The sequence below is a fragment of the Streptomyces sp. NPDC033178 genome (assembly GCF_055577685.1).
Genome location: NZ_JBVIPT010000013.1, coordinates 1 through 23,963, shown reverse-complemented (window position 1 = coordinate 23,963; position 23,963 = coordinate 1). Strand labels below are relative to the sequence as shown.

The window sequence follows — 23,963 nt, the reverse complement described above, 5'->3', positions numbered from 1 at the left end:
ACCACGCCGGCATGACGTTCGACGTCGCCCATACCCCGGACGGCCGCACCCTGATCACGGGCAACAACGACGGGACATCCAGCTCTGGGACCTGGGCGCCGGCCGGGCGACGCGCCCCATCCGCGACGTGGTGGGGCCCTCCGTCGACCGGGACCGCTGGCAGAAACTGATGCCGGACGTCCCCCTCCACACGCCGTGCTCCCAGGACATGCCCGAGACCTGTCGTGGCCATGGCGAGAGCTGCCGTGCCCCTGGACATACGGAGACATACGGGCCGACGGGTCGCCCGGAAGCCCCGCTTCCGGGGCCCGTCCGACCCATGACCTGCCTCCGAACGGTCACAGGGGCTGCGCCGCCGTCCCGGAAGCGCTGTAATTGCGGACGTGGTCAGTGAGGGCGCTGCGGAACGCAGAACGAGAACGCTGCGTACCGAACTTGCCCTCAAGACGCTTCACGCGGACCTCGGGACCCCCGAACGGCTACGGAGCGTGCTCGAACAGGTACTCGTGTTCGGGCGCGCGACGCTCGCCACCGTCTACGCGCCGGGCGACAGCGGTGACCAACTGTGTCTGATCGAGGCGGCGGGCGTACCCCGGTCCCTGTACGGGCTGCGCGACAGCTACCCGCTCTCCGGAGGCTCGCCCGCGGCGGACGCCTACCGGCTCGGCCGGCCCCTGTGGCTCAGTCCCGAAGAGCTCGCCGTGCGCCCCGGCGCCCGCCCGATGCCCGCTGGAGACTTCTGGCTGGCCGCCCTGCCGCTGCCCCCGGACCCGCGCGGCGGCGGCTGTCTGGTCGCCGTGAACGAGAACCCGGGCGGCTTCGACACCGAGGACCGCACCTGCCTCGAACTGCTCGCCGAGGCCGTCTCCTTCCCGCCCTCCACCGGAACCGCGGACACCGACGACCTGCCCAGCAGCTCCTTCAGCCTGGCCATGGACACCGGGCGCGTCGAGGTCGACGACGAGATGCTGGAGCTGTTCGGGCTCGCCCCCGAGGAGTTCGACGGCAAGGTCGAGACCCTGTTGGGCATGGCCGTGCCGGAGGATCTGCCCTCGCTGATGTCCGTGGTGGAGTCCGACCACATGTCCATCGGCGAGCGCGAGCTGGAGTTCCGCATCCTCCAGCCCTCGGGCGACCAGAGGTGGCTCAGGCTGCGCGCGCGACTGCTGCCGGCCGCCGACGGACGCCCCTCCCGGCTGGTGGGCACCGTCGCCGACGCCTCCAAGCTGCGCTCCGGCGGCAACGAGGTCGCCCGTGTCCAGCGCCTCGCCGCGGCCCTCGCCACCGCGGGCACCGTCCACGACGTCAGCCAGGCCGTCGTCACCGCCCTGCGCCGGCCCCTGAAGGCCGACCGGATCGCCCTGGCCGAACTGGAGGGCGACCGCCTCGTCGTCACCGTCCTGGACCCGCCCGAACCGGAGGCCTGGCCCGAGGTCTGGCGCTCCGAGTGGCGCTCGGAGTGGCCCGACGCGCCCGTCCGCACCATGCCGACCCTGGCGGCCGCCCTGCGCGACGGACGCGCGGCCATCTGGCCGGCCGGAACCCCGCTGGAGGCCACGCTCGCCGAGGTCGGCCCCGGCGGACTCGCCATCCTCCCGCTGCCCGCCGGCGGCAGAATGGCCGGCGCCTGTCTCATCGGCTGGGACACCCCGCACGACTTCGGACCCGACGAGCGCGCCCTGCTCACCGCCTCCGCCGGCCTCGCGGGCCAGGCCCTGATGCGCGCCCACGCCTTCGACGCCGAACACGAACTCGTCGGAATGCTCCAGCGCACCCTCCTCCCGCGCAGACTGCCGCCGCTGCCGGGCGCGGAGGCCGTGGCCCGCTATCTGCCCACCACGGCGGGCCTGGAGGTCGGCGGCGACTGGTACGACGTGATCCCGCTGCCCGACAGCCATGTCGCCCTCGTCATCGGCGACGTCCAGGGGCACAACGCCCAGGCCGCCACCCTCATGGGCCAGATGCGCACCGCCCTGCGCGCGTACGCCGTCGAGGGCCACCCGCCGGACGTGGTCGTCTCGCACGCCAACCGGCTGCTCATGGACATGGAGACCGACCTCTTCGCCACCTGCTGCTACGTCGACGTCGACATGGCGGAGGGCACGGCCTGGTGCGTACGTGCCGGACATCTGCAGCCCGTCCTGCGCCACCCGGACGGCACCACCGAGATCGTCGTCACCGAGGGCGGGCCGCCGCTCGGCGTCATCACCCAGGCCGACTTCCCGATGAGCCCGCTGCCGCTCCGGCCCGGCACCATCGTGGCCCTCACCACCGACGGCCTGGTCGAGTCCTCCGAGCTCGACATGGAGGACGGCATGAACCGGCTGTGCGACGAGCTGTCCGCCGCCGACCCCGCCCACCTCGGACTCGTCGCCGACGCCCTGCTCGCGGGCGCCAACCGCAGCGACGACGTGGCCCTGCTCCTCATGCGCTACGACGGACTCGACCTGCGGCCGCTGCGCGAGAGCTGGACGGTGTGGCGCGTACCCGAGGCCGTCCGCCACGCCCGCCGCTTCACCCGGCGCACCCTGCGCGTCTGGGGCGTCATGGAGGAGTCCGACGCCATCCTCCTGGTCGTCTCCGAACTCGTCACCAACGCCCTCGTGCACACCGACGGCCAGGTCCGCCTCGACCTCACCCTCATCAACGACCGCCTGCGCATCGCCGTCGCCGACGCTTCACCGCGTACGCCCATCAAGCCCACCAGCATCGGCTGGGAGGCCACCGGCGGCCGCGGCATCCTCCTCGTCGAGGCCCTCTCCGCGACCTGGGGAACGGTCCCGGTCAGCGGCGGCAAACAGGTGTGGGCCGAGATCGCCGTGACCGAACCGCCCCTGACCGAACCGCCGTGACGGAACAGCCCGCCCTAGGCTGATCACGTGCGCCTCCTCCTGATGTCCGACACCCACCTCCCCAAGCGCGCCAAGGAACTCCCCGCGCCACTCCTCGCCGAACTCCCGCGCGCCGACGTCGTGATCCACGCCGGCGACTGGGTGGACACCGCCACCCTCGACCTCCTGGAGAGCCGCTCGAACCGGTTCGTCGGCGTGTACGGCAACAACGACGGGCCCGAGCTGAGGGCCCGCCTCCCCGAGATCGCCCGGGCCGACCTCGACGGCCTGCGCGTCGGAGTCGTCCACGAGACCGGCGCCGCCCAGGGCCGCGAGGCGCGCTGTGCCGCCCGCTTCCCGGACCTCGACGTCCTGGTCTTCGGCCACAGCCACATCCCCTGGGACACCACGGCCCCGACCGGTCTGCGCCTCCTCAACCCGGGCTCGCCCACCGACCGCCGACGCCAGCCGCACTGCACGTACATGACGGCGGCGGTGAGGAACGGCGAGCTCACCGACGTACGACTCCACCGGCTGCCGCCCCGAAAACCGGCGGACGGCTGACGGTCCGGCAGAAAATCAGTGGACGGTGAATGTTCCGGCGGATGGGATGGGTCGGCCGCTTCCCGGTCCGCACCCAGGAGTTGACCCTTGTCATCCGGTGACCCGCACGCCCACGACGACGTGACCATCGACGCCGATCTCGTCCGCCGTCTGCTCGCCGTCCAGTTCCCCCAGTGGGCCGAGCTCCCGATCTCGCCGGTGCCCCGGTCGGGGATGGACAACGCGACGTTCCGGCTCGGCAACGTCCTGTCCGTACGGCTGCCCCGCTACCCGCGCTGGGTCGGGCAGGTGGAGCGGGAGCACCGCTGGCTGCCGCTGCTCGCCCCGCATCTGCCGCTGACGGTGTCCGAACCGCTCGCGGTGGGGGTCCCGGGAGAGGGCTATCCCTTCCCCTGGTCGGTCTACCGGTGGCTGGAGGGCGAGACGGCGACCACCGAGGGGCTCGCCGATCCGGTGCGGGCGGCCGCACAACTGGCCGAGTTCATCAGGGCGTTGCGGAAGATCGACGCCACCGACGGTCCGGGACCGCAGTGGAGCAACGCGTTCCGGGGGGTGCCCATGGGCGACGAACGCGACTCGCTGGCCGCCGACGCCCTGGTCCGGCCGAAGATCGCCAAACTGAAGGGCACGGTGGACACCGACGCGGTGACGGCCGTGTGGGAGGCGGCGCTCGCGGCACCCGTCTGGGACGGACCGCCGGTCTGGTTCCACGGCGACCTCGCGACGGGCAACCTGCTGTCCGTCGACGGCCACCTCAGCGCGGTCATCGACTTCGGCACGCTGGGCGTCGGCGACCCCGCCGTCGACGTGCTGCCCGCGTGGAAGTTCCTGCCCGACGCGGCGCGCGGCACCTTCCGCGAGGCGCTCGGCGACGACGACGCCACCTGGGCACGCGGACGCGGCTGGGCGCTCGCCGGATCACTGCCCGTACTCGACGACCCCTTCTTCCAGGAGGACCCGGCCCGCGTGACCACCGCCCTGCGCCACCTCGAAGCGATCATCGCCGACCACCGCGACGAGACCTGACACGAGGACACTCGACCTTCACCGAGTCATGCAGCGTCACCGCACCCGCGGGTGGATCTCCCCGGCCGTCGCCGTCAGCGGGGCGCCGGTGCCGCCCCAGCGCAGCGCGACGATCTCGGCGGCGACGGACACGGCCACCTCCTCGGGCGTACGCGCTCCGAGGTCGAGGCCGACCGGGGAGCGCAGCCGGGCCAGTTCGGCCTCGCCGAGCCCGCCGTCCCGCAGCCGTTTCATCCGGTCGTCGTGCGTACGCCGGCTGCCCATGGCCCCGATGTACGCGGCCGGCCGGCGCAGCGCCTCCTCCAGGAGCGGCACGTCGAACTTGGGGTCGTGGGTGAGGACGCAGATCACCGTGCGTTCATCGGTCGGGGTGGAGTGCAGATAGCGGTGCGGCCACTCGACGACGACCTCCACGCCCGCCGGGAAGCGCTTCGGAGTGGCGAAGACGGGCCGGGCGTCGCACACGGTCACCCGGTAGCCGAGGAAGGCGCCGATGCGGGCCACGGCAGCCGCGTAGTCGATCGCCCCGAAGACCAGCATCCGCGGCGGGGGAGCGAAGGAGTGCAGGAAGACCGTCACGGCGTCCTCGCGCCGCTCACCGCGCGGGCCGTAGTGCCGCTGCCCCGTGGCGCCCAGGGCCAGTTCGCCCCGCGCGTCGGCGGTCACCGCCACATCCAGGCCCGTCGTGCCGAGCGTGCCCGACACCTCGTCCTCCCAGACGGCGAGGGTCGCGCCGCGCTGGGCCGGGCCGTCGATCACCGTCGCCACGGTCACCGGGCGGCCGGCGGCCACCGACTCCGCGACCGCCCCGAAGGACGGATCGAGGGCGGCCGTGACGGGCCGGACGAGGAGGGTGATCTCCCCGCCGCAGGTCAGACCGACGGCGAACGCGTCGTCGTCGCTGTATCCGAAGGTCTCCAGCCGTGCCTCGCCGGACTCCACCACCTCCTGGGCCAGCTCGAACACCGCACCCTCGACACAGCCGCCGGACACGCTGCCCACGACCTCGTCACCGGGACCGACGGCCATGGAGGCGCCCGGGTCCCGTGGCGCGCTCCGGCTGACGGCGACGACCGTGGCGAGACCGAAGGGGGAGCCCTCCGCGTACCACCGGCCGAGCGCCGGGAGGATCTCACGCATCGCCCGCTCCTCTCACCACCGCCGCCAGACGTTCCAGCGCGGCCAGACTGTGTCCCTCGACGAATGAGTCAACGCTCGGCAGCGCCGCCGCCATACCCGCGGCCAGGGGCGCATAGCCGGGACGGGCCTTGCGCGGATTGGCCCAGATCACCCGGTGCGCCAGCCGGTGCAAGCGTCGCATCTGGGCCGCGAGCAGATCGGGATCGCCACGCTCCCAGCCGTCCGACAGCACGACGACCACCGCGCCGCGCGCCATACCCCGCTGCCCCCACCGGTCGAGGAAGCCCCGCAGCAGTTCGCCGAGCCGGGTGCCGCCCCGCCAGTCCGGCACGGCCGCCGCGACCGCGGCCAGCGCGGTGTCGGGGTCGCGGTGCGTCAGCTCACGGGTCACCCGGGTCAGCCGCGTACCGATCGTGAACACCTCCGTGCGCGCCCGGCCGCCGCCGTGCGGGGCGGCGTGCGCGGCGGCGTGCGCGAACCGCAGCAGCGCGTCCGCGTACGCCGCCATCGAGCCGCTCACGTCCACCAGCAGCACCACCCGGCGCGGTCGCTCGGCACGCGCCCGCATCCGGGGCGGCGCAGGCTCGCCGCCCCGCCGCAGCACCTCCCGCACGGTGCGCCGCGGATCGACGACCCCGCGCCTGGCCGGCCGCAGCCGGGCGGTACGCCGGAGCTCGCCGCGCAGCGCGAACTCGGCCAGCAGCCGCCGGAGTTGACCCCGCTCGGCGTCGGTGAGCCCGGCGAAGTCCCGGTGCCGCAGCACCTCGGCGGAGCTCGCGAAGGCCGCCGTGGGTACGGCATCCCGCTCGCCCTCGACCTGCGCACGGGGAGCGGGCCCCGCCTCCCGTACGGTCATCCGCAGCCGCGGCGGGGGAGCGGCCCGCATCCCCCGGCCCTCGGACACCGCGCCCCCGAAGTAGGCGGCGAACACCCGGTCGTACCGCTCCAGATCGTCCCGGCTCCCGCACAGCGTGAGCCGCCCCGACCAGTACACGTCGGACCGCATCCCTGGTCGCAGTACGTCGAGCGCGCCGAGGAACGCCTGCACGCGGTCCGGCCCCGCCTCGACCCCGGCGGCGCGCAGGGCACGGGCGAAGCCGACCAGGACGGCGGGCACGTCGACGGGCGCCCCGGCGCGCTCCTGCACGCCGGCCTCGCGCTCCGTCCCGGTCACCTCACGCCCCCGCTCCCCGCGTACCTCACACGCCTCACGCGCCACGCACAGCGAGCAGCGCCGCCAGATCGAGCCCCCGGGCCCGCTCCAGGTCCTCCCGGTACTTCAGCACCGACCCCAGCGTGGCCACCGCCAGCTCCGCGTCGACCTCCGTCGCGCCGAGCGCGTCCAGTGCCTCCGCCCAGTCGATCGTCTCCGCGACCCCCGGCGGCTTCACCAGATCCTCCGCGCGCAGCGCCTGTACGAGGCCGGTCACCTGCTCGGCGAGCCGTGCTGTCACACCAGGCAACCGCCTTCGCACGATGGCGAGTTCACGGGCGAAGCCGGGATGGTCGAACCAGTGGTAGAGGCAGCGCCGCTTCAGCGCGTCGTGCACCTCGCGGGTCCGGTTCGAGGTGAGGACCACGACGGGCGGCGACTCGGCGCGCAGGGTGCCGAGTTCGGGGACGGTGACCGTGTACTCGGACAGCAGCTCCAGCAGAAACGCCTCGAACTCGTCGTCCGCCCGGTCGATCTCGTCGACGAGCAGCACGCACGGTTGGGTCTCCAGGGCCCGCAGCAGCGGCCGGGCGACCAGGAACCGCCGCCCGTACAACTCACCCTCAAGGCGGTCGGCGTCGGTGACTCCGGCCGCCTCGGCCGCCCGCAGATGCAGCAACTGGCGTGGGAAGTCCCAGTCGTAGAGTGCCTGCGAGGCGTCGATGCCCTCGTAGCACTGGAGCCGGATCAGTGGTGCGTCCAGCGCGGTGGCGAAGGCCGACGCCAGCGAGGTCTTGCCCACGCCCGCGTCGCCCTCGCAGAAGATCGGCCGACGCAGCTTCAGAGCGAGGAAGCACGCGACCGCGAGGCCGTCGTCGACGAGGTACCCGGTCTTCTCAAGCCGCTCCCGTACGTCGCCGGGCCCCGTCGGCCAGGCGGTCCTGCCACCGGGCAACCGGCCACCGCCTGAGTCGCCGAGGGACGCCTCAAAGCCGCCCGAGCGCTCGCCGGACGCCCCGTCGGCGCCCAACCGACTGTCGGACAACTCGCCCGTGCCCGAGCCGGTGTCCGTGCCCGAGCCGGTGTCCGTGCCCGAGCCGGTGTCCGTGCCCGAGCCGGACTCCGAGGCCGAGCCGGCCTCTGAGCCCGTGTCCGAGCCCGAGTTCGTGTCCCAGCCGGAGCCGGAGCCGGAGCCCGCGCCCGGCCCCGTGCCCGTGCCCGCATCTCGCCCGCGCCCCGGCCGCGGCGATGACCCCGATCCTGGCCCGGAGCCCGGCTCGGCACCCGTGTCTGCACCCGACCCCGGCCCCGGCCCGGAACCCGAGCCTGCACCCGACTCCGACCAGGACCCTGACCCCGCCCCGCCCATGCTTGCGATCGGCTTCTCACCCCATCCCCGCGGCGGCCAGCACCGAGCGCCGTGTGAGCACCCGTGCCAGATGTGCCCGGTACTCGGGCGAGGCGGACGGATCGCCGGTCGGCCGGGTCTCCTCGGCCGCCGACCGCGCGGCCCCCGCCACGCCGTCCGGACCCACGCCCGCCAGTGCCTCCTCGGTCGCCGAGGCCCGCAGCGGAGTGGACCCCATGTTGCTGAGACCGATCCGCGCCTCGGCGATGTGCCCGTTGTCTCGCCGCACCAGCGCCGCGACGCCGACCACGGCCCAGGCCTGAGCCGCCCGGCTGAACTTCTCGTAGTGGAAGCCCCAGCCGTCGGCCTCGTCGGTCTTCGGGAGCCGCACCTCCACCAGCAACTCGTCCGGCCGCAACGAGGTCTGGAGGTAGTCGACGAAGAACTCCCGCGCGGGGATGGTCCGTTGACCCCCGGGCCCCGCCGCGACCAGTTCCGCGTCCAGCGCGAGAGCCACCGCAGGCAGATCACCGGCGGGGTCGGCATGGGCGAGCGAGCCGCCGAGGGTACCCCGATGGCGTATCGCGGGGTCGGCGACCGTCGCCGTGGCCGCCGCGAGGAGGCCCGCGTGACGGCGTACCAGCGGATCCGCGAGGACGTCGTGGTGCGTGGTGAGCGCGCCGATGACGAGCGTGCCGCCGTCCTCGCGCACCCCGCGCAGCCCCGGTATCCGGCCGATGTCCACGACCAGTTCGGGGAAGGTGAGCCGCAGTCGCAGCAGTGGCAGCAGGCTCTGCCCGCCCGCCAGTACCTTCGCGTCCTCGCCCGCGTCGCCGAGCGTCCGTACGGCCTCGTCGACGCTCGCGGGCCTGACGTACTCGAATGCCGGAGGAATCATGACGACCCGGCCTCCTCTCCCGGTCGAGTGGACCGAGCGGCCTGAAGGGCCTCCCAGACCCGCCCCGGTGAACAGGGCATCGCGATGTCCTGGACGCCCAGCGGCCGGAGCGCGTCCACGAGCGCGTTGACGACGGCGGGTGTCGAGGCGATCGTCCCGGCCTCGCCAACTCCCTTAACCCCCAAGGGATTCGAGGTGGCGGGCGTCTCCGTGCGGCCGGTCGTGAACTCGGGCAGATCCACCGCGGAGGGCACCAGATAGTCGGCCATCGTGCCCGAGACCAGGTTGCCCTCGTCGTCGTACACCGCTTCCTCGTACAGCGCCTGCGCGATGCCCTGGGCGAGCCCGCCGTGCACCTGTCCCTCGACGACCACCGGGTTGATGACCCGGCCGACGTCGTCGACGCAGACGTACGAACGGATCAACGTCCGCCCGGTCTCCGTGTCGACCTCGACCGCGCACAGGTGTGTGCCGTGCGGATAGGAGAAGTTGTCCGGGTCGACCAGGTGCTCGGCGTTGATGGTCGGCTCCATGCCGTCGGGCAGGTCGTGCGAGGAGAACGTCTCGAAGGCGACCTCCTGGATCGTCTTCCGCGCCTCGGGCGACCCCTTCACGGAGAACGCGCCGTCCGTGAACTCCAGATCGTGCTCGCTCGCCTCCAGCAGATGCGCGGCCACCCTCCGCGCCTTGTCGACGACCTTCTGGGCGGCATGATGAACGGCCGAGCCACCGACGACGAGCGAGCGCGACCCGTACGTGTCCATGCCCTGCGGCGCCGACCTGGTGTCGCCGTGCACGACCTCGACGTCCTCGAAGGGCACCCCGAGCACATCGGCGGCGATCTGGCTCCAGCAGGTCTCGTGCCCCTGCCCGTGCGGGCTGGTCCCGGTGACCACCTCGACCTTGCCGGTGGGCAGTATGCGGATGCTCGCCGCCTCCCAGCCGCCGGCCGCGTACCGCAGATCCCGCAGCACCCGGCTCGGCGCGAGCCCGCACATCTCGGTGTACGTGGACACCCCGATCCCGAGCCGCACGGAGTCGCCGCTCTCGTTGCGCTTGGCCTGCTCGGCGCGCAGCTCGTCGTACCCGAAGAGGGTGAGCGCCTTGTCGGTGGCGGCCTCGTAGTTGCCGGTGTCGTAGGTCAGCCCGGAGACCGACGTGTACGGGAACTCGTCGTGCCCGATCCAGTTCCGGCGCCGCAACTCCACCGGATCCAGGCCGAGTTCGACGGCCAGCTCGTCCATGATCCGCTCGATGGCGTACGTCGCCTCCGGGCGCCCGGCACCCCGGTACGCGTCCGTGGGCGTGCGTGTCGTGAAGACACCCGTGCACGTGAAGTCGTACGCGTCCATCTTGTAGATCGCCGGGTACATGAAGGCGCCCAGGATCGGGATGCCCGGCGTGACGAGCATCAGATAGGCGCCCATGTCGGCGAGCAGGTCGACCTTGAGGCCGAGCAGTTTGCCCTCGCGGGTCGCGGCGATCTCGATGTCCTGGACCTGGCCGCGTCCGTGGTGGGTGGCGAGGTAGCCCTCGGAGCGGGACTCGGTCCACTTGACCGGCCGGCCGAGGCGCCGCGCGATGTCGAGGGCGATGACCTCCTCGCCGTACACCTGGAGCTTGGAGCCGAAGCCGCCGCCGACGTCGGGGGCGACCACGCGCAGTTTGTGCTCGGGGACGCCGGTGACCATGGAGAGCATCACGCGAAGGACGTGCGGGACCTGGGTCGCCGAGTACACCGTGTACTCGCCGGACGCGGCGAGCGGGGTGACGACCACCGCGCGGGGTTCCATGGCGTTGGGGATGAGCCGCTGCTGGAGATAGCGGCGGCGCACGACGACGTCGGCGCGCTGTTTGACCGCCTCGTAGTTCTCGCCCGTGGCCAGCGGCCAGACGAAGCAGCGGTTGGTTCCCTTGTCCGAGTGGACCAGTGGCGCGTCGTCGGTGAGCGCGGCCTCCAGGTCGAGCACCGGGGGCAGCGGCTCGTAGTCGACCTCGATCGCTTCGAGCGCGTCGGCGGCCGTGTACCGGTCGCGGGCCACGACGACCGCCACCGGGTCGCCCGCGTACCGCACCTCGTCGACCGCGACGGACGGGTGGTCCGGCAGCACGATGTCCTCGGTCACCGGCCAGGCGCACGGCAGCGAGGCCGTCCCCTCTGCGAGGTCGCGGCCGGTGAACGCGGCGATGACACCGGGCCGTTCGAGCGCGGGGGTCACGTCGACACGGTCGATGCGGGCGTGCGCCATCGGGCTGCGCAGGATGGCCAGATGCAGCAGTCCGTTGACGCTGATGTTGTCGGTCCAGTTCGTCTGGCCGGTGACCAGCCGGGCGTCCTCCTTGCGGGCACGGGACCGGCCGACCTCGCGCTCGGTGGTCTGCTCGCTCATGTCCTCGCCTCCTGGCCGGAAGCCGCGGAAGCCACGTCCGCCTCGGGGGCCCCGGAAGCGGCGAGCACGGCGTGCACGATGTTCTGATAGCCCGTGCACCGGCAGAGGTTGCCTTCCAGCGCATGCCGTACGTCGTCCGCGCTCGGCTGCGGATTCTCGCGGAGCAGATCACGCGCGGCCATGATCATCCCTGGCGTGCAGTAGCCGCACTGCAGGGCGTGGTACTCGTGGAACGCCTTCTGCAGGGGATGCCACTCCCCGTTCGTGGTGAGCCCCTGGACGGTGGTCACTTCGCTCCCGTCGGCCTGGACCGTGAGCACCGAGCAGCTCTTGACGGTCTCGCCGTCCAGGTCGACCGTGCAGGCCCCGCAGTTGGACGTGTCGCAGCCAATCGGGGTGCCGGTCAGACCCAGCCGGTCACGCAGATAGTGGATCAGCAGAAGACGGGGTTCCACCTCGTCCTCGTACGTCGTGCCGTCCACCTTCACCGAGATACGGGTCATGTGCCCTCCCAGGGAACCGTGCGAGGGAAATCAGCCACCGGACGTGATGGGCGTCACTCTAGGACCGCGTCCGGGGAGGGGCGAGTGCCGCGACAGGCTTTGTTGAGCGTTAATCCGTTGCTCGCGGATGCCAGGGCCTGATGCACTGAAAGGGATCAGCCGCGAGGCACAGTCGACCGGAATCAAGGAGCAGCAATGCGCGCACCGTTCATGTCCACCCAGAAAGGAATCCCCCTCACTTCAAAGGACATGACAAGCGGTGCACACGCTGAACCTGGGAATTCTGGCGCACGTAGACGCCGGTAAGACAAGCCTGACCGAGCGGCTGCTGCACACCGTCGGGATCATCGACGAGATCGGCAGCGTCGACGCCGGCAGCACCCAGACCGACTCCCTCGCGCTGGAACGACAGCGCGGTATCACCATCAAGTCCGCGGTCGTCTCGTTCGAGATCGACGACGTCACGGTCAATCTCATCGACACACCCGGCCACCCGGACTTCATCGCCGAGGTGGAGCGGGTGCTGAGCGTGCTCGACGGCGCGGTGCTCGTGGTCTCGGCCGTGGAGGGCGTCCAGGCGCAGACGCGTGTCCTGATGCGGACGTTGCGGCGGCTGCGCGTTCCCACGCTCGTCTTCGTCAACAAGATCGACCGCCGGGGCGCACGGGACGAGGCCGTGCTCCGGGCCGTCACCGAGCGCCTCACCCCGGCCGTCGTCCCGATGGGGCGGACCGTCGGACAGGGCACGCCCGAGGCGCGTTTCGCCGCGGGGCTCGCCCCGGACGCGCTCGACGTGCTGGCCGACCACGACGACCGGCTGCTCACCGCATACGTCGAGGGAGGTGTGCCGGACGGTCTGCTCCGCACGGCACTCGCGGACCAGACCCGGCAGGCCCTCGTGCACCCGGTGTTCTTCGGCTCCGCCATGACGGGCGCCGGCGTGGACGAGCTGATCGCCGGCATCAGGGACCTGCTCCCGGCCGGTGAGAGCGACACCGAAGGACAGGTCTCCGGCACGGTGTTCAAGGTCGAGCGGGGCCGGGCGGGGGAGCGGGTCGCGTACGCGCGGATGTTCTCCGGAGCCCTGCGCACCCGGGACCGGGTGACCTTCGGAGGCGGCAGGGAAGGCAAGGTCACCGCGGTCCGTGTCTTCGAACGCGGCTCGGACGCCGGGGACGGCCTGCTGTCCGCCGGCCGGATCGGCAAGCTGTGGGGCCTCGACGGCATCAGGATCGGCGACAGCATCGGTGTGCCCCGCCCGTCGTACGAGCACTTCTTCGCTCCGCCGACCCTCGAAACCGTCGTCGTGCCGAACCGCCCCGCCGACCGGGGCGCCCTGCACACCGCACTCACCCAACTCGCCGAGCAGGACCCGCTGATCAACCTGCGTCTGGACGGCACGCGGCGGGAGATCTCCGTGTCCCTCTACGGCGAGGTGCAGAAGGAGGTCGTCCAGGCGACGCTGGCCGACGAGTTCGGCCTCGACGTCGGCTTCCGCGAGACGACGACGATCTGTGTCGAGCGGCCCGTCGGAAGCGGCGCGGCGGTCGAGTTCAACGGCAAGGAACCCAACCCGTTCCTCGCCACGGTCGGGCTGCGCGTCGATCCGGCGCCGGTCGGCTCTGGAGTGGAGTTCCGGCTGGAGGTCGAGCTGGGGGCGATGCCGTACGCCTTCTTCAAGGCCGTCGAGGACACCGTGAGGGAGACCCTGGACCAGGGAATCCACGGCTGGCGGGTCCCCGACTGCACGGTGACCATGACCCACTCCGGCTACTCGCCCCGGCAGAGCCACGCACACCAGGGCTTCGACAAGAGCATGTCGAGCACGGGAGCGGACTTCCGCGGCCTCACCCCGCTCGTGCTGATGGAGGCACTGCGAGAGGCCGGCAGTCAGGTGTACGAGCCGATGCACAGATTCCGCCTGGAGGCCCCGGTGGACACCCTGGGCGCCCTGCTCCCGGTCCTCGCCGGGCTGCGGGCGGTGCCCCGGACGACGGAGACGCGGGGCCCGTCATGTGTGCTGGAGGGGGCGATCCCCGCGGCGCAGGTACACGGCCTCGAACAACAGCTACCGGGTCTGACCAGCGGAGAGGGCGAGCTGGAGGCCGCGTTCGACCACTACGCGCCGCTCGCGCGCGGCACGGTCCGGGAGCGGCCGCGTACCGATCACAACCCGCTCAACCGAAAGGAGTACCTGCTGAACGTCACGCGGCGAATCGGCGGGTGATCGGCGGGTTATGGGCACAACTCCATTCCGGAAAAGGTGACTTACTCTCAAGTCAGGAGTCTTGACGGGCCGAAGACGCACCCACGACTGTTGTGCACATGTCGAAGTTGCGTGCGCATCTGCTCGGCGTCCTCGTACTCCTGACCGGTCTCCTGACGACCACCGGAGCTCAGCCCGCCTCAGCCCTCCCCGACGATCTGTGGTTCGACCCGGCCGCCGCCGCGACCCTCACGGTCCAGAACGGCCGCTTCACCGACGGCCTCGGCCGCGAGGTTGTGCTCCGCGGCTACAACGTCTCCGGCGAGACGAAACTCAAGGAGAACAACGGCCTTCCCTTCGCCTCGGTCGCGGACGCCAAGAAGTCCGCGACCGCGCTGCGGGCACTCGGCGGCGGCAACTCGGTCCGCTTCCTGCTCTCCTGGGCGTACGCGGAGCCCACGCGCGGCCAGGTGGACCCGGCCTACCTGGCCGCCGCGACCGACCAGATACGGGCGTTCCTGGACGCCGGGATCCGTGTGTACCCCGACTTCCACCAGGACCTCTACTCCCGCTGGCTGTTCGACCCGGACAGCTGGTACACCGGCGACGGCGCCCCCAAGTGGGCCGTCGACCTCGGTGACTACCCCGACGAGTACTGCGGCATCTGCCCGTTCTGGGGCCAGAACATCACCTCGAACGCGGCCGTGACACAGGCGACGTACGACTTCTGGCACAACGAGTACGGGCTCCAGGACGCCTTCCTCGACACCGCCCAGAAGACGATGGCGTACGTGAAGCAGAACCTCACCGCGACCCAGTTCGCGGGCGTCGTCGGCTTCGACCCGTGGAACGAGCCGCACGCGGGCACCTACGACTCGGGCCAGACCAGCCGGGTGTGGGAGAAGGACGTCCTGTGGCCGTTCTACGTCAAGTTCCGCGCCCGTATGGACGCGGCGGGCTGGCAGGCCAAGCCCGCCTTCGTCGAGCCGAACCTCTTCTGGAACGCCAACATCGACTTCCAGAAGCAGGAGGGCGGACTGCTCGACGCGACCCTCGGGTCCCGCTACGTCTTCAACACCCACTTCTACGACCAGAAGGCCATCTCCGGCGTCTTCATGTGGGGCAAGGCCGAGGACGGCCAGTACGTCGGCGACTTCGGCACCGTCCGCGACCGGGCCACGGCCACCGGGACGACGGCGATCATCAGCGAGTTCGGGCACCCGCTCACCGGCTCCGTCTCCGACAAGGCGCCGACGGTCTACAAGGCGATGTACCAGGCCCTCGACTCCCGGGTGAAGGGCGCCAGCTGGTGGGCTGACCCGGCGAGTTCGGGTCCCGTCCTGTCCGGCTCCCAGTGGCAGTGGGACATCTACAACGGCCGCCACCACGAGCTGATGAACGACAACCCGAACGAGGTGCAGACAGAGGGCGACGCCTGGAACGACGAGGACCTGTCCGCGGTACGCCTCGACGACTCCGGCAAGGCCGTGCTGCGCCAGGACGCGCGGATGCTCGACCGCGTCTACCCCAGCGCCACCGCGGGCCGCTCGCTGGCGTTCACCTTCGAGGACCGCTCACGGGACGGCTCCACGACGCTGACGTGGAACCCGGTGCCGAGCTCCTTGCCGAACGTCTCGCAGCTGGTGGGCTCGGGCCAGTACGCGCTGCAGGTCTGGCGCTCCGACGGCAGCGCCGAGCCGACGGAACTGCACCTTCCGGCGTCCTTCCCGAACTCGTCGACCACGGTGGTCTCCGACCTCGGAACGGTGTTCGGTCCGCCGGCGTACACCCGCACCACCCCGATCGCCACGGCGGCCGAGCCGGGCGGCACCGGCAGCCGTCGGCTGCTGCTCACCGCGGCGGACTCGGGCGTGCTGCACTACGCCCTGGTCACCAACGGCGCGACCGCCCCGTCCGCCGCGGTGCTGAGCGCGGCGCGTTCGGAGCTGGCTTCCTGGATGGCGTCCGAGTTCAACTAGAGGCTCTGTCGGCGGGTGTTCCGTCTGCCGGCTCGTCGTGGCTGGTCGCACCCACGCGGCGGAGCCGCAAAATGTCACAGCCCCGCGCCCCCCAAGGGGCGCGGGGAAGGCGGGCGGAGCAGGTCAGTCGGTGGTCGTCCCCGTCCAGTTGGCTGGGACGTGGGCCAGCCGGACGCGCTGCGGGTGGTCGCCGACGGCCACGGACACGGTCTTCCTGCCGGTGGCGAAGTCGATCGCCGTGACCTGGTCGGCGCCGCTCTCGGAGACCACGCAGGACTTGCCGTCACCGCTGACGGTCGCCCAGTAGGGCTTGGAGACGGTGACGAGCGGGCCCTCCTGGAGGGTGGCGCGGTCGACGACCGTCGCGTAGTCGTCCATCGTGCCCGCGACGCAGATCTTCGTGCCGTCGGGCTTCATCGAGATGCCGTGGTGGCGCGAGTCGTTGACCCAGGTGGTGCGGTCGGTGCTGGTCGCGGGGTTCATCGGCAGCGTCTTGGTGCGGGTGATCCGGTCCGTGGCGATGTCGTACTCGAAGAAGCCGTTGAAGAACGACACCTGGAAGTACAGCTTCGACTCGTCCGGGCTGAAGGCCGCCGGGCGGACCGCGTCGGAGTAGTCGGTGAGGCCGATCGCGTCGAGCCGCTGCCGCATGTCGATGACCTTGACCTGCTTGAACGTGGTCGCGTCGACGACCGTGATCTTGCGGTCGCCCTTCGTCCAGTCCAGCCAGGGGGCGTCGGTCGCGGTGTTGACGTCGCCGATCCCCATGTTCCAGATCTGTTTGCCGTCGCTGGTGAAGATGTTCTCGTGCGGCTTGTCGCCCGTGGCGAACGAGCCCGCCTGCTTGCCCGTGTTGATGTCCAGCACGTGCACGGTGTTGGAGGTGGAGGCCGAGACGGCGACCCGGGTGCCGTCGGGGGAGACCGCCATGTGGTCGGCGCGGAAACCCGACACGGGGAAGCGCCAGTTGATGTCGCCCGAGGCCAGGTCGATCGAGACCACGTCGGCGAAGCTCGGGCGGGAGACCACCATCGACCTGCCGTCGGGGGTGGAGTACATGTCGTCGACGAACTGGTCGTGTCCCTCGCCCACACTGTTGCGGATGGTCATGAAGGCGATCCACTTGATCGGATCGGCGTTGATCTCGGCCATCCGCTCGGCCTTGTCCGGGATGACGTTGATCCGGCCGACCTTCGCGAAGTCGCCCGTGGGCTTGATGACGTCGGCGGTGCCCTCCCAGTTGTTGCCGACGAACATCACCTCTCGCAGATCCGCGGAGGCGTTCGGTGCGGCGGACACGGTGGCCGGCGCGGTGACGGCCAGGACGAGGGCGGTCGCGATGGACCAGGCGTGCCGGGCTCTGAAGGCAGACATGACCGATCTCTCCTATGTGTGGGGAGCATGACAAGGCACAGAATCTGAAAACGCACGCGTTCAGATTGGACTTACTGGAAAGTAAGTAGAGGGGCCCGCTCTCCACAAGACTCCGGACAGGACAAGATTGGCCATCGGGCCGATCAGGGAGGTTCAGTGGCGGGCAGGCTCAGAGCGCCGACCGGCCGTTACGGTGGCAAGACCGCCGAGGAGCGGAAGTCCGAGCGTCGCCGGAGATTCCTGGACGCCGGACTCCAGCTGTTCGGGGACGCCCCCGGTTACCGCGCCACGACCGTCTCCGCCCTGAGTGAGGCCGCCGGCCTGTCCACCCGCCAGTTCTACGAAGAGTTCCGCACCCTCGAAGACGTACTGGCCGCTCTCCACCTCCAGGTCAACGACTGGGCCGAGGAGGCCGCCCTGACCGGCCTCGCCGAGGCGGACGGACTGCCGATCGAGGGACGCGCCACGGCAGCCTTCCGCGCCTACGCCGCCAACGTCACCGGCGATCCGCGCCGCCTGCGTATCACCTTCATCGAGATCATCGGCGTCAGCCCGCGCCTTGAACGGCAGCGGCTGGCCCGCCGCTCCCGCTGGGTCGACTTCATCTGCACCGAGGCCACGGCCGCCGCGGACCGGGGCGAAGCGGCGCCCCGCGACTACCGGGTCGCCGCGGCCGCGTTCATCGGCGGCGTCAACGGCCTCCTGCACGACTGGAGTTCGGGCTGGGTCGACGCGAGCCTCGACGAGGTGGTGGACGAACTGGTCGGGCTGCTGCTGGGGATTCTGCGACCGGCGGGGTGGCGGCCGGAGGACGCGTAGGCTCCGGTGAGGGAGCGGGCGAGGACCGGAGGGTTCCGCTTCCGGGCGTCAAGCTCCGCTCCACGGGCGGACATTGACAGGGAAGCCGCCCCCAACTATGAGAAGGCGTACGGCCTTCGCATGGCCGGATTTTTCTGGATGTTCCGTGTCCGGCAAGAGGGGTTCGTCCCCTGAAGGGGGTGCCTGATGCGTCATACGCTCAGCCCTGTACGACCAGTCCACGACTGTTCCACCGCCTGCCCCGTACCGCTCTCGCCGCAGGCCCTGGCGCAGCTGTACGCCCGCTATCTCGAACTGCTCAAACAGCGCCGCCTGCCCGGGAACATGACGTTCGAGGAGTACTACACCGTCTGGCGAGCGGGACGACGGGGCGAGAACCTCGTCGGCCTCGACGACGGAGCCCTCGACCCGGGCCCCAGCACCGACAAACAGCTCATCACGCGGCCGTCGTCCCAACTCCGGGGAACCATCCGGACGTTGGTGCTGCTCGTCGACTTTCCCGACCAGCCGCACGAGGTCGACCACGGCCCCGGCCACTACGACAGCATGCTCTTCGGCCTCGACGAGTTCCCGACCGGCAGCATGCGCTCGTTCTACCGCGACGTCAGCGCCTTCGACACGTCACCGAGTACCGGCATCGACGTCCAGGGCGCGGTGCACGGCTGGTTCCGGATGCCGCAACCGCTGTCCTTCTACGCGGACGGCAACTCGGGCATGAACGCCAACTTCCCGCGCAACTCACAGGGGTTGGCGCGTGACGCCGTACTGGCGGCCCGCGACGCCGGAGTCGACTTCACCTCCTTCGACGCGCTCGACGAAGGAGTCGTCACCGCCCTGTTCGTCATCCACGCCGGACGCGGAGCCGAGCAGACGACCCAGCGCGGCGACCTGTGGAGCCTCAAGTGGACGATCCCCGGCGGCGTCGAGGTCGGTCCGGGCCTGTCCGCGCGCACCTTCCTGACCGTCCCCGAGGACAGTGCCGTCGGCGTCTGCGCACACGAGTGGGGCCACCTCGCGGCACGCTGGGCCGACTACTACGACACGGGGCAGCAGCAGCTGACCCGCTCGGCCGGGCTCGGCAACTACTGCCTGATGGCGGGCGGTTCATGGGGCAACGGCGGTCTGACCCCGGTCTTCCCGACCGCCATGCTGCGCATGTTCCACGGCTGGATCGAGCCCCAGGTGGTGAACAAGACCACCCGGGACATCAGGCTGCGGCCCGCCGCGGAGGACGGCGAAGCGGTGTTCGTCCAGAACCCCGCGACCATGTCCGACAGCCAGTACATACTCGTCGAGTACCGTCGCCGTCGCGGCCAGGACGCCTTCCTGCCCGACGAGGGGATCGCCGTCTACGTCGTCGACGAGTCGATCGACAACGTCAACGACGAACAGAACCTGGCCATCGAACTCCTCCAGGCGGACGGCCGCGGCGACCTCTCCCGGATGTTCGGCCGGGGCAACCGCGGTGACAGCAACGACCTGTACCCGTTCAAGGACAGCACCACCGTCGGCGAGAAGACGGCTCCGGCGCTGAACCTGCCCCAGGGCACCTGGACCGGGGTCACCATCGAGACGGTGGGCACCCCCGGGGCCGACGAGATGACGGTGCACATCACCGTGGCGTAGAGGGCTGTCGCCGGGGCCGCGGTGCCCCGACCGCGAGGCAGGGTGCCGGCCGCTCACGGCGCTTCAGTTTCCTCCGGCCAGCCGGTCCACGGCGGCGAGGACGGGACCCACCCCGTCCTCGTCACGGAGCCGGCCGGCCAGCGCCCTCGCGCGGTGCGCGTACACGGGATCGGTGACGGCACGCGCCACGGCACCGCCGAGCGCCTCGGTACCGAGCCCGCGCAGCGGAACGGCCTCCGGCGCCACCCCGAGCGCGACGAGCCGGGCGGCCCAGAACGCCTCGTCGAACTGGATCGGAACGGGCACGGCCGGCACACCGGCCCGCAGCGCGGCCGCGGTCGTGCCCGCACCCGCGTGATGGATCACCGCGGCCATCCGCGGGAAGAGCGCCGAATGCGGGACCTCGTCCACGGTGAACATGTCGTCCCCGGTGGCCTCCAGCCCGGCCCAGCCCCGCTGCACGACACCACGCACCCCGGCCGCGCGCAGGGCCCGTACGACCTCCTCGCCCAACCGCTCGGGATTCGGCACGGTCGCGCTGCCGAGACCGAAGAAGACCGGAGGAGTCCCGGCGTCCAGGAAGTCCCGCAGCCCGCCCGGGAGTTGGGCTTCGCCGTCGTACGGCCACCAGTACCCGGCGATGCCCAGACCGGGCCGCCAGTCGCGCGGCCGGGGCACCACCAGCGGGCTGAAGCCGTGCTGGACCGGCCAGTTCTGCCGCTCACGGGCACGCCGGGCGGCACGCGAACCGAGCGGCGGCAGCCCGAGCCGGGCCCGCAGCGACCGGGTCGTGTCGGCGAAGACGCGCTCGACGGCGACATTGACGACCCGTCCCGCGAGACGGTTCCCGGTCGCACCCAGGGAGCGGGTGCCGATGACCGGAGGTGCGAACTCCCCGGTGGGCGCCAGGGGTTGGAGATAGACACCCATGCTCGGCAGCGCGTGCCCCTCGGCGATGGCATGACCGAGGGGCCCCAGCGAACTGGACAGCAACAGCACATCGGCGGCCCCGGCCGCGGCCACCAGATCGTCGACCATCTTTCCGACCAGCGACCTGGCCATCTCGACCACCCGGGCCAGTTTCCCGATCCCGGTGACACTGCGATGCAGGGCGAGCCCGCGTACGGATTCCAGTTCGGCCCGCGGATCCACGGGCAGCGGATGAAACCCCACCCCGGCGGCCGCCACCAGCGGCTCGAAGCACGCGTGCGTCACCACGGTGACCTCGTGCCCGCCTCGCGCCAGCCCGTGCCCAAGTCCCGTGTACGGCGCGGCGTCGCCCCGCGACCCCGCCGTCATGATCGCTACTCGCACGACGGCCAGTATGGCGGCGCGTGCCGTACGGGTCATAGGGTCCGCACGCCGACGCGCCGCACAACCGTCAGCCGTCGAGCACCGCGAGCTCCAGTGCGTCGAGGCGGTCGGGGTCCGCGACGACGTCGATCCTGGTGATCATGTCGTCCGTGATCGTGAAGGTGAGCACCAGGAAGAGCCGCCCCCGCGGAGCCATCGCGAGTCCGACCGAACCGTTCACCAGCGCGGCACCGGTGAACCGGGCCCGGCCCGTGGCGGCCATCGCGCCCTCGGCCACCGTGTGCGCCCCGCTCACCACTACGGGCTCGGGCGTCGGGATGACCGACCTGTCGGCATGCAGCACCACGTCCGGGTGGAGCAGGGCGACCAGCGCGTCGAAGTTCCCGCCGCGGGTGGCGGCCAGGAAGGCGTCCACGACGCGGCGCCGACGGGCCAGATCGGCCTCGGGCAGCGGTGAGGCACCCTTGACCCGGCGTCTGGCACGGCTCGCGAGCTGTCGGACGGCGGCCGGAGAACGCTCCAGCATCGGACCGATCTCGTCGAAGGGCACGGCGAACATGTCGTGCAGGACGAAGGAGAGCCGCTCGGCCGGGGACAACGTGTCCAGCACGACCAGCAGGGCCACCCCGACCGAGTCGGCCAGCAGCGCCTCCTCCTCGGGATCGCGCCGGTCGTCCTGACCACGTGCCGGAACGGGTACCTGCGCTTCGAGCGACTCCTCACGCCGGTGCTCCCGCGAGCGCAGCATGTTGAGGCACACCCGCGCCACCACGGTCGTCAGCCACCCGCCGATGTTCTCCACGCTGTCGGTGTCGGCGCGACCGACCCGCAGCCAGGCGTCCTGAAGAGCGTCGTCGGCCTCACTCGCGGAACCGAGCATCCGGTACGCCATCGCGTGCAGACGGGGCCGGTGCTCCTTGAAACCCTCGGTCAGCCAGTCGAGCTCGTTCACCGTGTCACATTCCTTCGTCGGCCGGGGTCATGGCAGTAGATCCACAAAAACCCAGCCGAAGGTACCGGGAGCCGGACTCCCGGGCCGAGCGAATAACGGAGGAACCATGACCACTCCCATCCTGGTCACCGGTGGTACGGGCACCCTGGGCAGCCACGTCGTCCCCCTCCTGCGGGAGGCCGGCCACGACGTGCGGGTCCTCAGCAGGCGCGGCCGCGCATCGGGTGACGGCGTCGAGTACGTGACCGCCGACCTCCTCAAGGGCGAGGGCATCGAGGCCGCGCTGGCCGGAGTCGAGACCGTCCTCCACCTCGCGGGCGGCCCCAAGGGCGACGACGAGGCGACACGCAACCTCGTGCGGGCCGCGTCGCGCGCCGAGGTACGGCACCTGGTGTACATCTCGGTGACCGGCGCGGACACGGTCCCGCTCGGCTACCTCCGGGCCAAGCTGGGCGCCGAGCGTGCCGTGGCCGACTCCGGCCTCCCGTGGACGACACTGCGGGCCGCCCAGTTCCACGACCTGGTCCTGAAGATGGCGCAGGGGATGGCAAGGCTGCCCGTGATCCCGGTCCCGGGCGGACTCCGTTTCCAGCCGGTCGACTCCCGCGACGTGGCCGCCCGACTGGTGGAACTGACCCTGGCCAAGCCGGCCGGCCTGGTCCCCGACCTGACCGGCCCGACGGTCTACAGCCTGGCCGACCTGCTTACCACCTACCTGAAGGCCCACGGCAAGCGCCGCCCTCTGCTCCCGGTCCGCATGCCGGGAAAGGCAGGCCACGCGTACCGGGCAGGCGACAACCTCTCCCTCACGAACACGACGGTGGGCAAAAGGACGTGGGAGGACTTCTTGGCGGAGAGGGTCGGCTGAGCGGGACTGGTGGGTTCCGGTGCAGTACAGCGCGCCCCCGTAAGGGGCGCGGGGCTGTGACATTCTGCGGCTCCTCCCCCACTCTCGGCTTCGCTCGAGCGGGGGGACCCCCATCGTGGGCGTGACCAGCCACGGACGGCCCGCAGCCATCGAACGGTCCCCGCGGAGCGGAACGCCTTCCACGTCATGGTCGGACGAGAGGGACGACCACAGCGGCAGCCCCGCAGATGAGCCCCACCCCGAGCAACCACACCGCAAGCAGCCGCCGACGCAACACCCGATAAGCCTCCTCATACTCACCCCGCAGTTCAGCGCCCCGCTGAACCGTCCGCTGCCACGAAACCCCCGCAAGCGCCACGTACGCCTCGGTGAACCGCTCCTCCACCTCGGCCCGTTGACTGTCGGTGAGCCACCCGAACTGCCGGGTGAAGCGGCCCGCTTCGGCGCGCCCCTCACCCAGGGTGGCCTCGATCAGGAGATGTCCCTCCAGTTCGTTGATCAGCGCACCCGCATCGACCGGCCGTTCGTCCATCGCGGTCATCGCAGAACCCTCTCCGCAACAGGCAACTGGGCGCCCGCGGCGCCGATTTCGGGATGGTGCAGGTCGAAGGCCGGGGACTCGGAACGGATCCGCGGCAGGGTGAGGAAGTTGTGCCGCGGCGGCGGGCAGGACGTGGCCCACTCCAGCGAACGGCCGTACCCCCACGGGTCGTCGCTCTCGACCTTCTCGCCGTACTTCGCTGTCTTCCACACGTTGTAGAAGAACGGCAGCAGCGACAGCCCGAGGACGAAGGAGAAGATGCTGGACACCGTATTGAGGACCGTCAGCCCTTCCACGGCCAGATAGTCGGGAATCCGGCGCTGCATGCCGTTCGTGCCCAGCCAGTGCTGGACGAGGAAGGTGCCGTGGAAGCCGATGAACAGCGTCCAGAAGGTGATCTTGCCGAGGCGTTCGTCGAGCATCTTGCCGGT

19 protein-coding genes are annotated in these 23,963 nt (G+C 71.2%); 8 read left to right on the top strand and 11 right to left on the bottom strand.

The window, feature by feature from the left end:
* Positions 1–383: 383 nt before the first annotated feature.
* The 3 genes from ACZ5VQ_RS29375 to ACZ5VQ_RS29365 all read left to right on the top strand — a co-directional run bounded on the left by ACZ5VQ_RS29375 (position 384) and on the right by ACZ5VQ_RS29365 (position 4,421).
* Positions 384–2,852: a SpoIIE family protein phosphatase gene (locus tag ACZ5VQ_RS29375; RefSeq protein WP_469107514.1), complete on the top strand. Its 2,469-nt coding sequence runs from the start codon at positions 384–386 to the stop codon at positions 2,850–2,852.
* 27 nt (positions 2,853–2,879) lie between these two features.
* Positions 2,880–3,395 (top strand): metallophosphoesterase family protein, encoded by a 516-nt coding sequence (locus ACZ5VQ_RS29370; protein WP_469107513.1) that lies wholly within the window; start codon positions 2,880–2,882, stop codon positions 3,393–3,395.
* Between the two features lie 87 nt (positions 3,396–3,482).
* Positions 3,483–4,421 carry an aminoglycoside phosphotransferase family protein gene (locus ACZ5VQ_RS29365; RefSeq protein ID WP_469107512.1) on the top strand — a complete coding sequence of 313 codons (939 nt, stop codon included), beginning with the start codon at positions 3,483–3,485 and terminating at the stop codon, positions 4,419–4,421.
* A gap of 36 nt (positions 4,422–4,457) precedes the next feature.
* On the opposite strand, the gene ACZ5VQ_RS29360 is transcribed toward ACZ5VQ_RS29365, so the two are convergent.
* From ACZ5VQ_RS29360 to ACZ5VQ_RS29335, 6 genes are all read right to left on the bottom strand, one after another.
* Positions 4,458–5,561 (bottom strand): XdhC family protein, encoded by a 1,104-nt coding sequence (locus tag ACZ5VQ_RS29360; protein WP_469107511.1) that lies wholly within the window; start codon positions 5,559–5,561, stop codon positions 4,458–4,460.
* A complete protein-coding gene (locus ACZ5VQ_RS29355) occupies positions 5,554–6,708 on the bottom strand; it encodes a vWA domain-containing protein (protein ID WP_469107730.1) in 1,155 nt (384 codons plus the stop codon). The genes ACZ5VQ_RS29360 and ACZ5VQ_RS29355 overlap by 8 nt, the downstream gene beginning before the upstream one ends.
* Positions 6,709–6,769: 61 nt before the next feature.
* Positions 6,770–7,669, bottom strand: a complete 900-nt coding sequence (locus tag ACZ5VQ_RS29350; protein ID WP_469107729.1) for an AAA family ATPase — start codon at positions 7,667–7,669, stop codon at positions 6,770–6,772.
* A 430-nt stretch (positions 7,670–8,099) separates the two neighbouring features.
* Positions 8,100–8,960 carry an FAD binding domain-containing protein gene (locus ACZ5VQ_RS29345; RefSeq protein WP_469107510.1) on the bottom strand — a complete coding sequence of 287 codons (861 nt, stop codon included), beginning with the start codon at positions 8,958–8,960 and terminating at the stop codon, positions 8,100–8,102.
* Entirely contained in the window at positions 8,957–11,350 is a 2,394-nt protein-coding gene (locus ACZ5VQ_RS29340) for a xanthine dehydrogenase family protein molybdopterin-binding subunit (RefSeq protein WP_469107509.1), read from the bottom strand. Before ACZ5VQ_RS29340 ends, ACZ5VQ_RS29345 begins: the two co-directional genes overlap by 4 nt.
* The gene (locus ACZ5VQ_RS29335) at positions 11,347–11,853 is read right to left on the bottom strand and encodes a (2Fe-2S)-binding protein (RefSeq protein ID WP_469107508.1); all 507 of its coding nucleotides are present in this window, start codon (positions 11,851–11,853) and stop codon (positions 11,347–11,349) included. Before ACZ5VQ_RS29335 ends, ACZ5VQ_RS29340 begins: the two co-directional genes overlap by 4 nt.
* 259 nt (positions 11,854–12,112) lie before the next feature.
* On the opposite strand from ACZ5VQ_RS29335, the gene ACZ5VQ_RS29330 reads away from it, so the two are divergent.
* Both ACZ5VQ_RS29330 and ACZ5VQ_RS29325 read left to right on the top strand, forming a co-directional pair.
* Positions 12,113–14,080 carry a GTP-binding protein gene (locus tag ACZ5VQ_RS29330; protein ID WP_469107507.1) on the top strand — a complete coding sequence of 656 codons (1,968 nt, stop codon included), beginning with the start codon at positions 12,113–12,115 and terminating at the stop codon, positions 14,078–14,080.
* Between the two features lie 98 nt (positions 14,081–14,178).
* Positions 14,179–16,038, top strand: a complete 1,860-nt coding sequence (locus ACZ5VQ_RS29325; RefSeq protein ID WP_469107506.1) for a cellulase family glycosylhydrolase — start codon at positions 14,179–14,181, stop codon at positions 16,036–16,038.
* Between the two features lie 123 nt (positions 16,039–16,161).
* On the opposite strand, the gene ACZ5VQ_RS29320 is transcribed toward ACZ5VQ_RS29325, so the two are convergent.
* A complete protein-coding gene (locus ACZ5VQ_RS29320) occupies positions 16,162–17,412 on the bottom strand; it encodes a YncE family protein (protein ID WP_469107505.1) in 1,251 nt (416 codons plus the stop codon).
* A gap of 156 nt (positions 17,413–17,568) precedes the next feature.
* Here ACZ5VQ_RS29320 and ACZ5VQ_RS29315 point away from each other — a divergent pair, with 156 nt between their 5' ends.
* Together ACZ5VQ_RS29315 and ACZ5VQ_RS29310 are read left to right on the top strand one after the other, a co-directional pair.
* Complete coding sequence (locus ACZ5VQ_RS29315; RefSeq protein ID WP_469107504.1) at positions 17,569–18,231, top strand: TetR/AcrR family transcriptional regulator; 663 nt, start codon at positions 17,569–17,571, stop codon at positions 18,229–18,231.
* Positions 18,232–18,417: 186 nt separating this feature from the next.
* Positions 18,418–19,857: a M6 family metalloprotease domain-containing protein gene (locus ACZ5VQ_RS29310; RefSeq protein ID WP_469107503.1), complete on the top strand. Its 1,440-nt coding sequence runs from the start codon at positions 18,418–18,420 to the stop codon at positions 19,855–19,857.
* A 63-nt stretch (positions 19,858–19,920) separates the two neighbouring features.
* On the opposite strand, the gene ACZ5VQ_RS29305 is transcribed toward ACZ5VQ_RS29310, so the two are convergent.
* Complete coding sequence (locus ACZ5VQ_RS29305) at positions 19,921–21,156, bottom strand: glycosyltransferase (RefSeq protein WP_469107728.1); 1,236 nt, start codon at positions 21,154–21,156, stop codon at positions 19,921–19,923.
* Between the two features lie 82 nt (positions 21,157–21,238).
* On the bottom strand, positions 21,239–22,123 hold the full coding sequence (locus ACZ5VQ_RS29300; RefSeq protein WP_469107502.1) for a sigma-70 family RNA polymerase sigma factor: 885 nt from the start codon (positions 22,121–22,123) through the stop codon (positions 21,239–21,241).
* 106 nt (positions 22,124–22,229) lie between these two features.
* Between ACZ5VQ_RS29300 and ACZ5VQ_RS29295 the strand changes: the two genes are divergently transcribed.
* Positions 22,230–22,991: an SDR family oxidoreductase gene (locus tag ACZ5VQ_RS29295; RefSeq protein WP_469107501.1), complete on the top strand. Its 762-nt coding sequence runs from the start codon at positions 22,230–22,232 to the stop codon at positions 22,989–22,991.
* Positions 22,992–23,175: 184 nt separating this feature from the next.
* Here the strand turns inward: ACZ5VQ_RS29295 and ACZ5VQ_RS29290 are convergent, their stop codons facing one another.
* Together ACZ5VQ_RS29290 and ACZ5VQ_RS29285 are read right to left on the bottom strand one after the other, a co-directional pair.
* Positions 23,176–23,532 carry a hypothetical protein gene (locus ACZ5VQ_RS29290; protein WP_469107500.1) on the bottom strand — a complete coding sequence of 119 codons (357 nt, stop codon included), beginning with the start codon at positions 23,530–23,532 and terminating at the stop codon, positions 23,176–23,178.
* The coding region (locus ACZ5VQ_RS29285; RefSeq protein ID WP_469107499.1) for a cbb3-type cytochrome c oxidase subunit I at positions 23,529–23,963 on the bottom strand (435 nt) is incomplete at its 5' end. The genes ACZ5VQ_RS29285 and ACZ5VQ_RS29290, both read right to left, overlap by 4 nt.

Excerpts from the sequence above, each read along its gene's own strand:
- ACZ5VQ_RS29360 (WP_469107511.1), bottom strand. The coding sequence starts at position 5,561 with ATGCGTGAGATCCTCCCGGCGCTCGGCCGGTGGTACGCGGAGGGCTCC.
- ACZ5VQ_RS29345 (WP_469107510.1), bottom strand. The coding sequence starts at position 8,960 with ATGATTCCTCCGGCATTCGAGTACGTCAGGCCCGCGAGCGTCGACGAG.
- ACZ5VQ_RS29340 (WP_469107509.1), bottom strand. The coding sequence starts at position 11,350 with ATGAGCGAGCAGACCACCGAGCGCGAGGTCGGCCGGTCCCGTGCCCGC.
- ACZ5VQ_RS29335 (WP_469107508.1), bottom strand. The coding sequence starts at position 11,853 with ATGACCCGTATCTCGGTGAAGGTGGACGGCACGACGTACGAGGACGAG.
- ACZ5VQ_RS29325 (WP_469107506.1), top strand. The coding sequence starts at position 14,179 with ATGTCGAAGTTGCGTGCGCATCTGCTCGGCGTCCTCGTACTCCTGACC.
- ACZ5VQ_RS29320 (WP_469107505.1), bottom strand. The coding sequence starts at position 17,412 with ATGTCTGCCTTCAGAGCCCGGCACGCCTGGTCCATCGCGACCGCCCTC.
- ACZ5VQ_RS29310 (WP_469107503.1), top strand. The coding sequence starts at position 18,418 with ATGCGTCATACGCTCAGCCCTGTACGACCAGTCCACGACTGTTCCACC.
- ACZ5VQ_RS29305 (WP_469107728.1), bottom strand. The coding sequence starts at position 21,156 with ATGACGGCGGGGTCGCGGGGCGACGCCGCGCCGTACACGGGACTTGGG.
- ACZ5VQ_RS29295 (WP_469107501.1), top strand. The coding sequence starts at position 22,230 with ATGACCACTCCCATCCTGGTCACCGGTGGTACGGGCACCCTGGGCAGC.
- ACZ5VQ_RS29290 (WP_469107500.1), bottom strand. The coding sequence starts at position 23,532 with ATGACCGCGATGGACGAACGGCCGGTCGATGCGGGTGCGCTGATCAAC.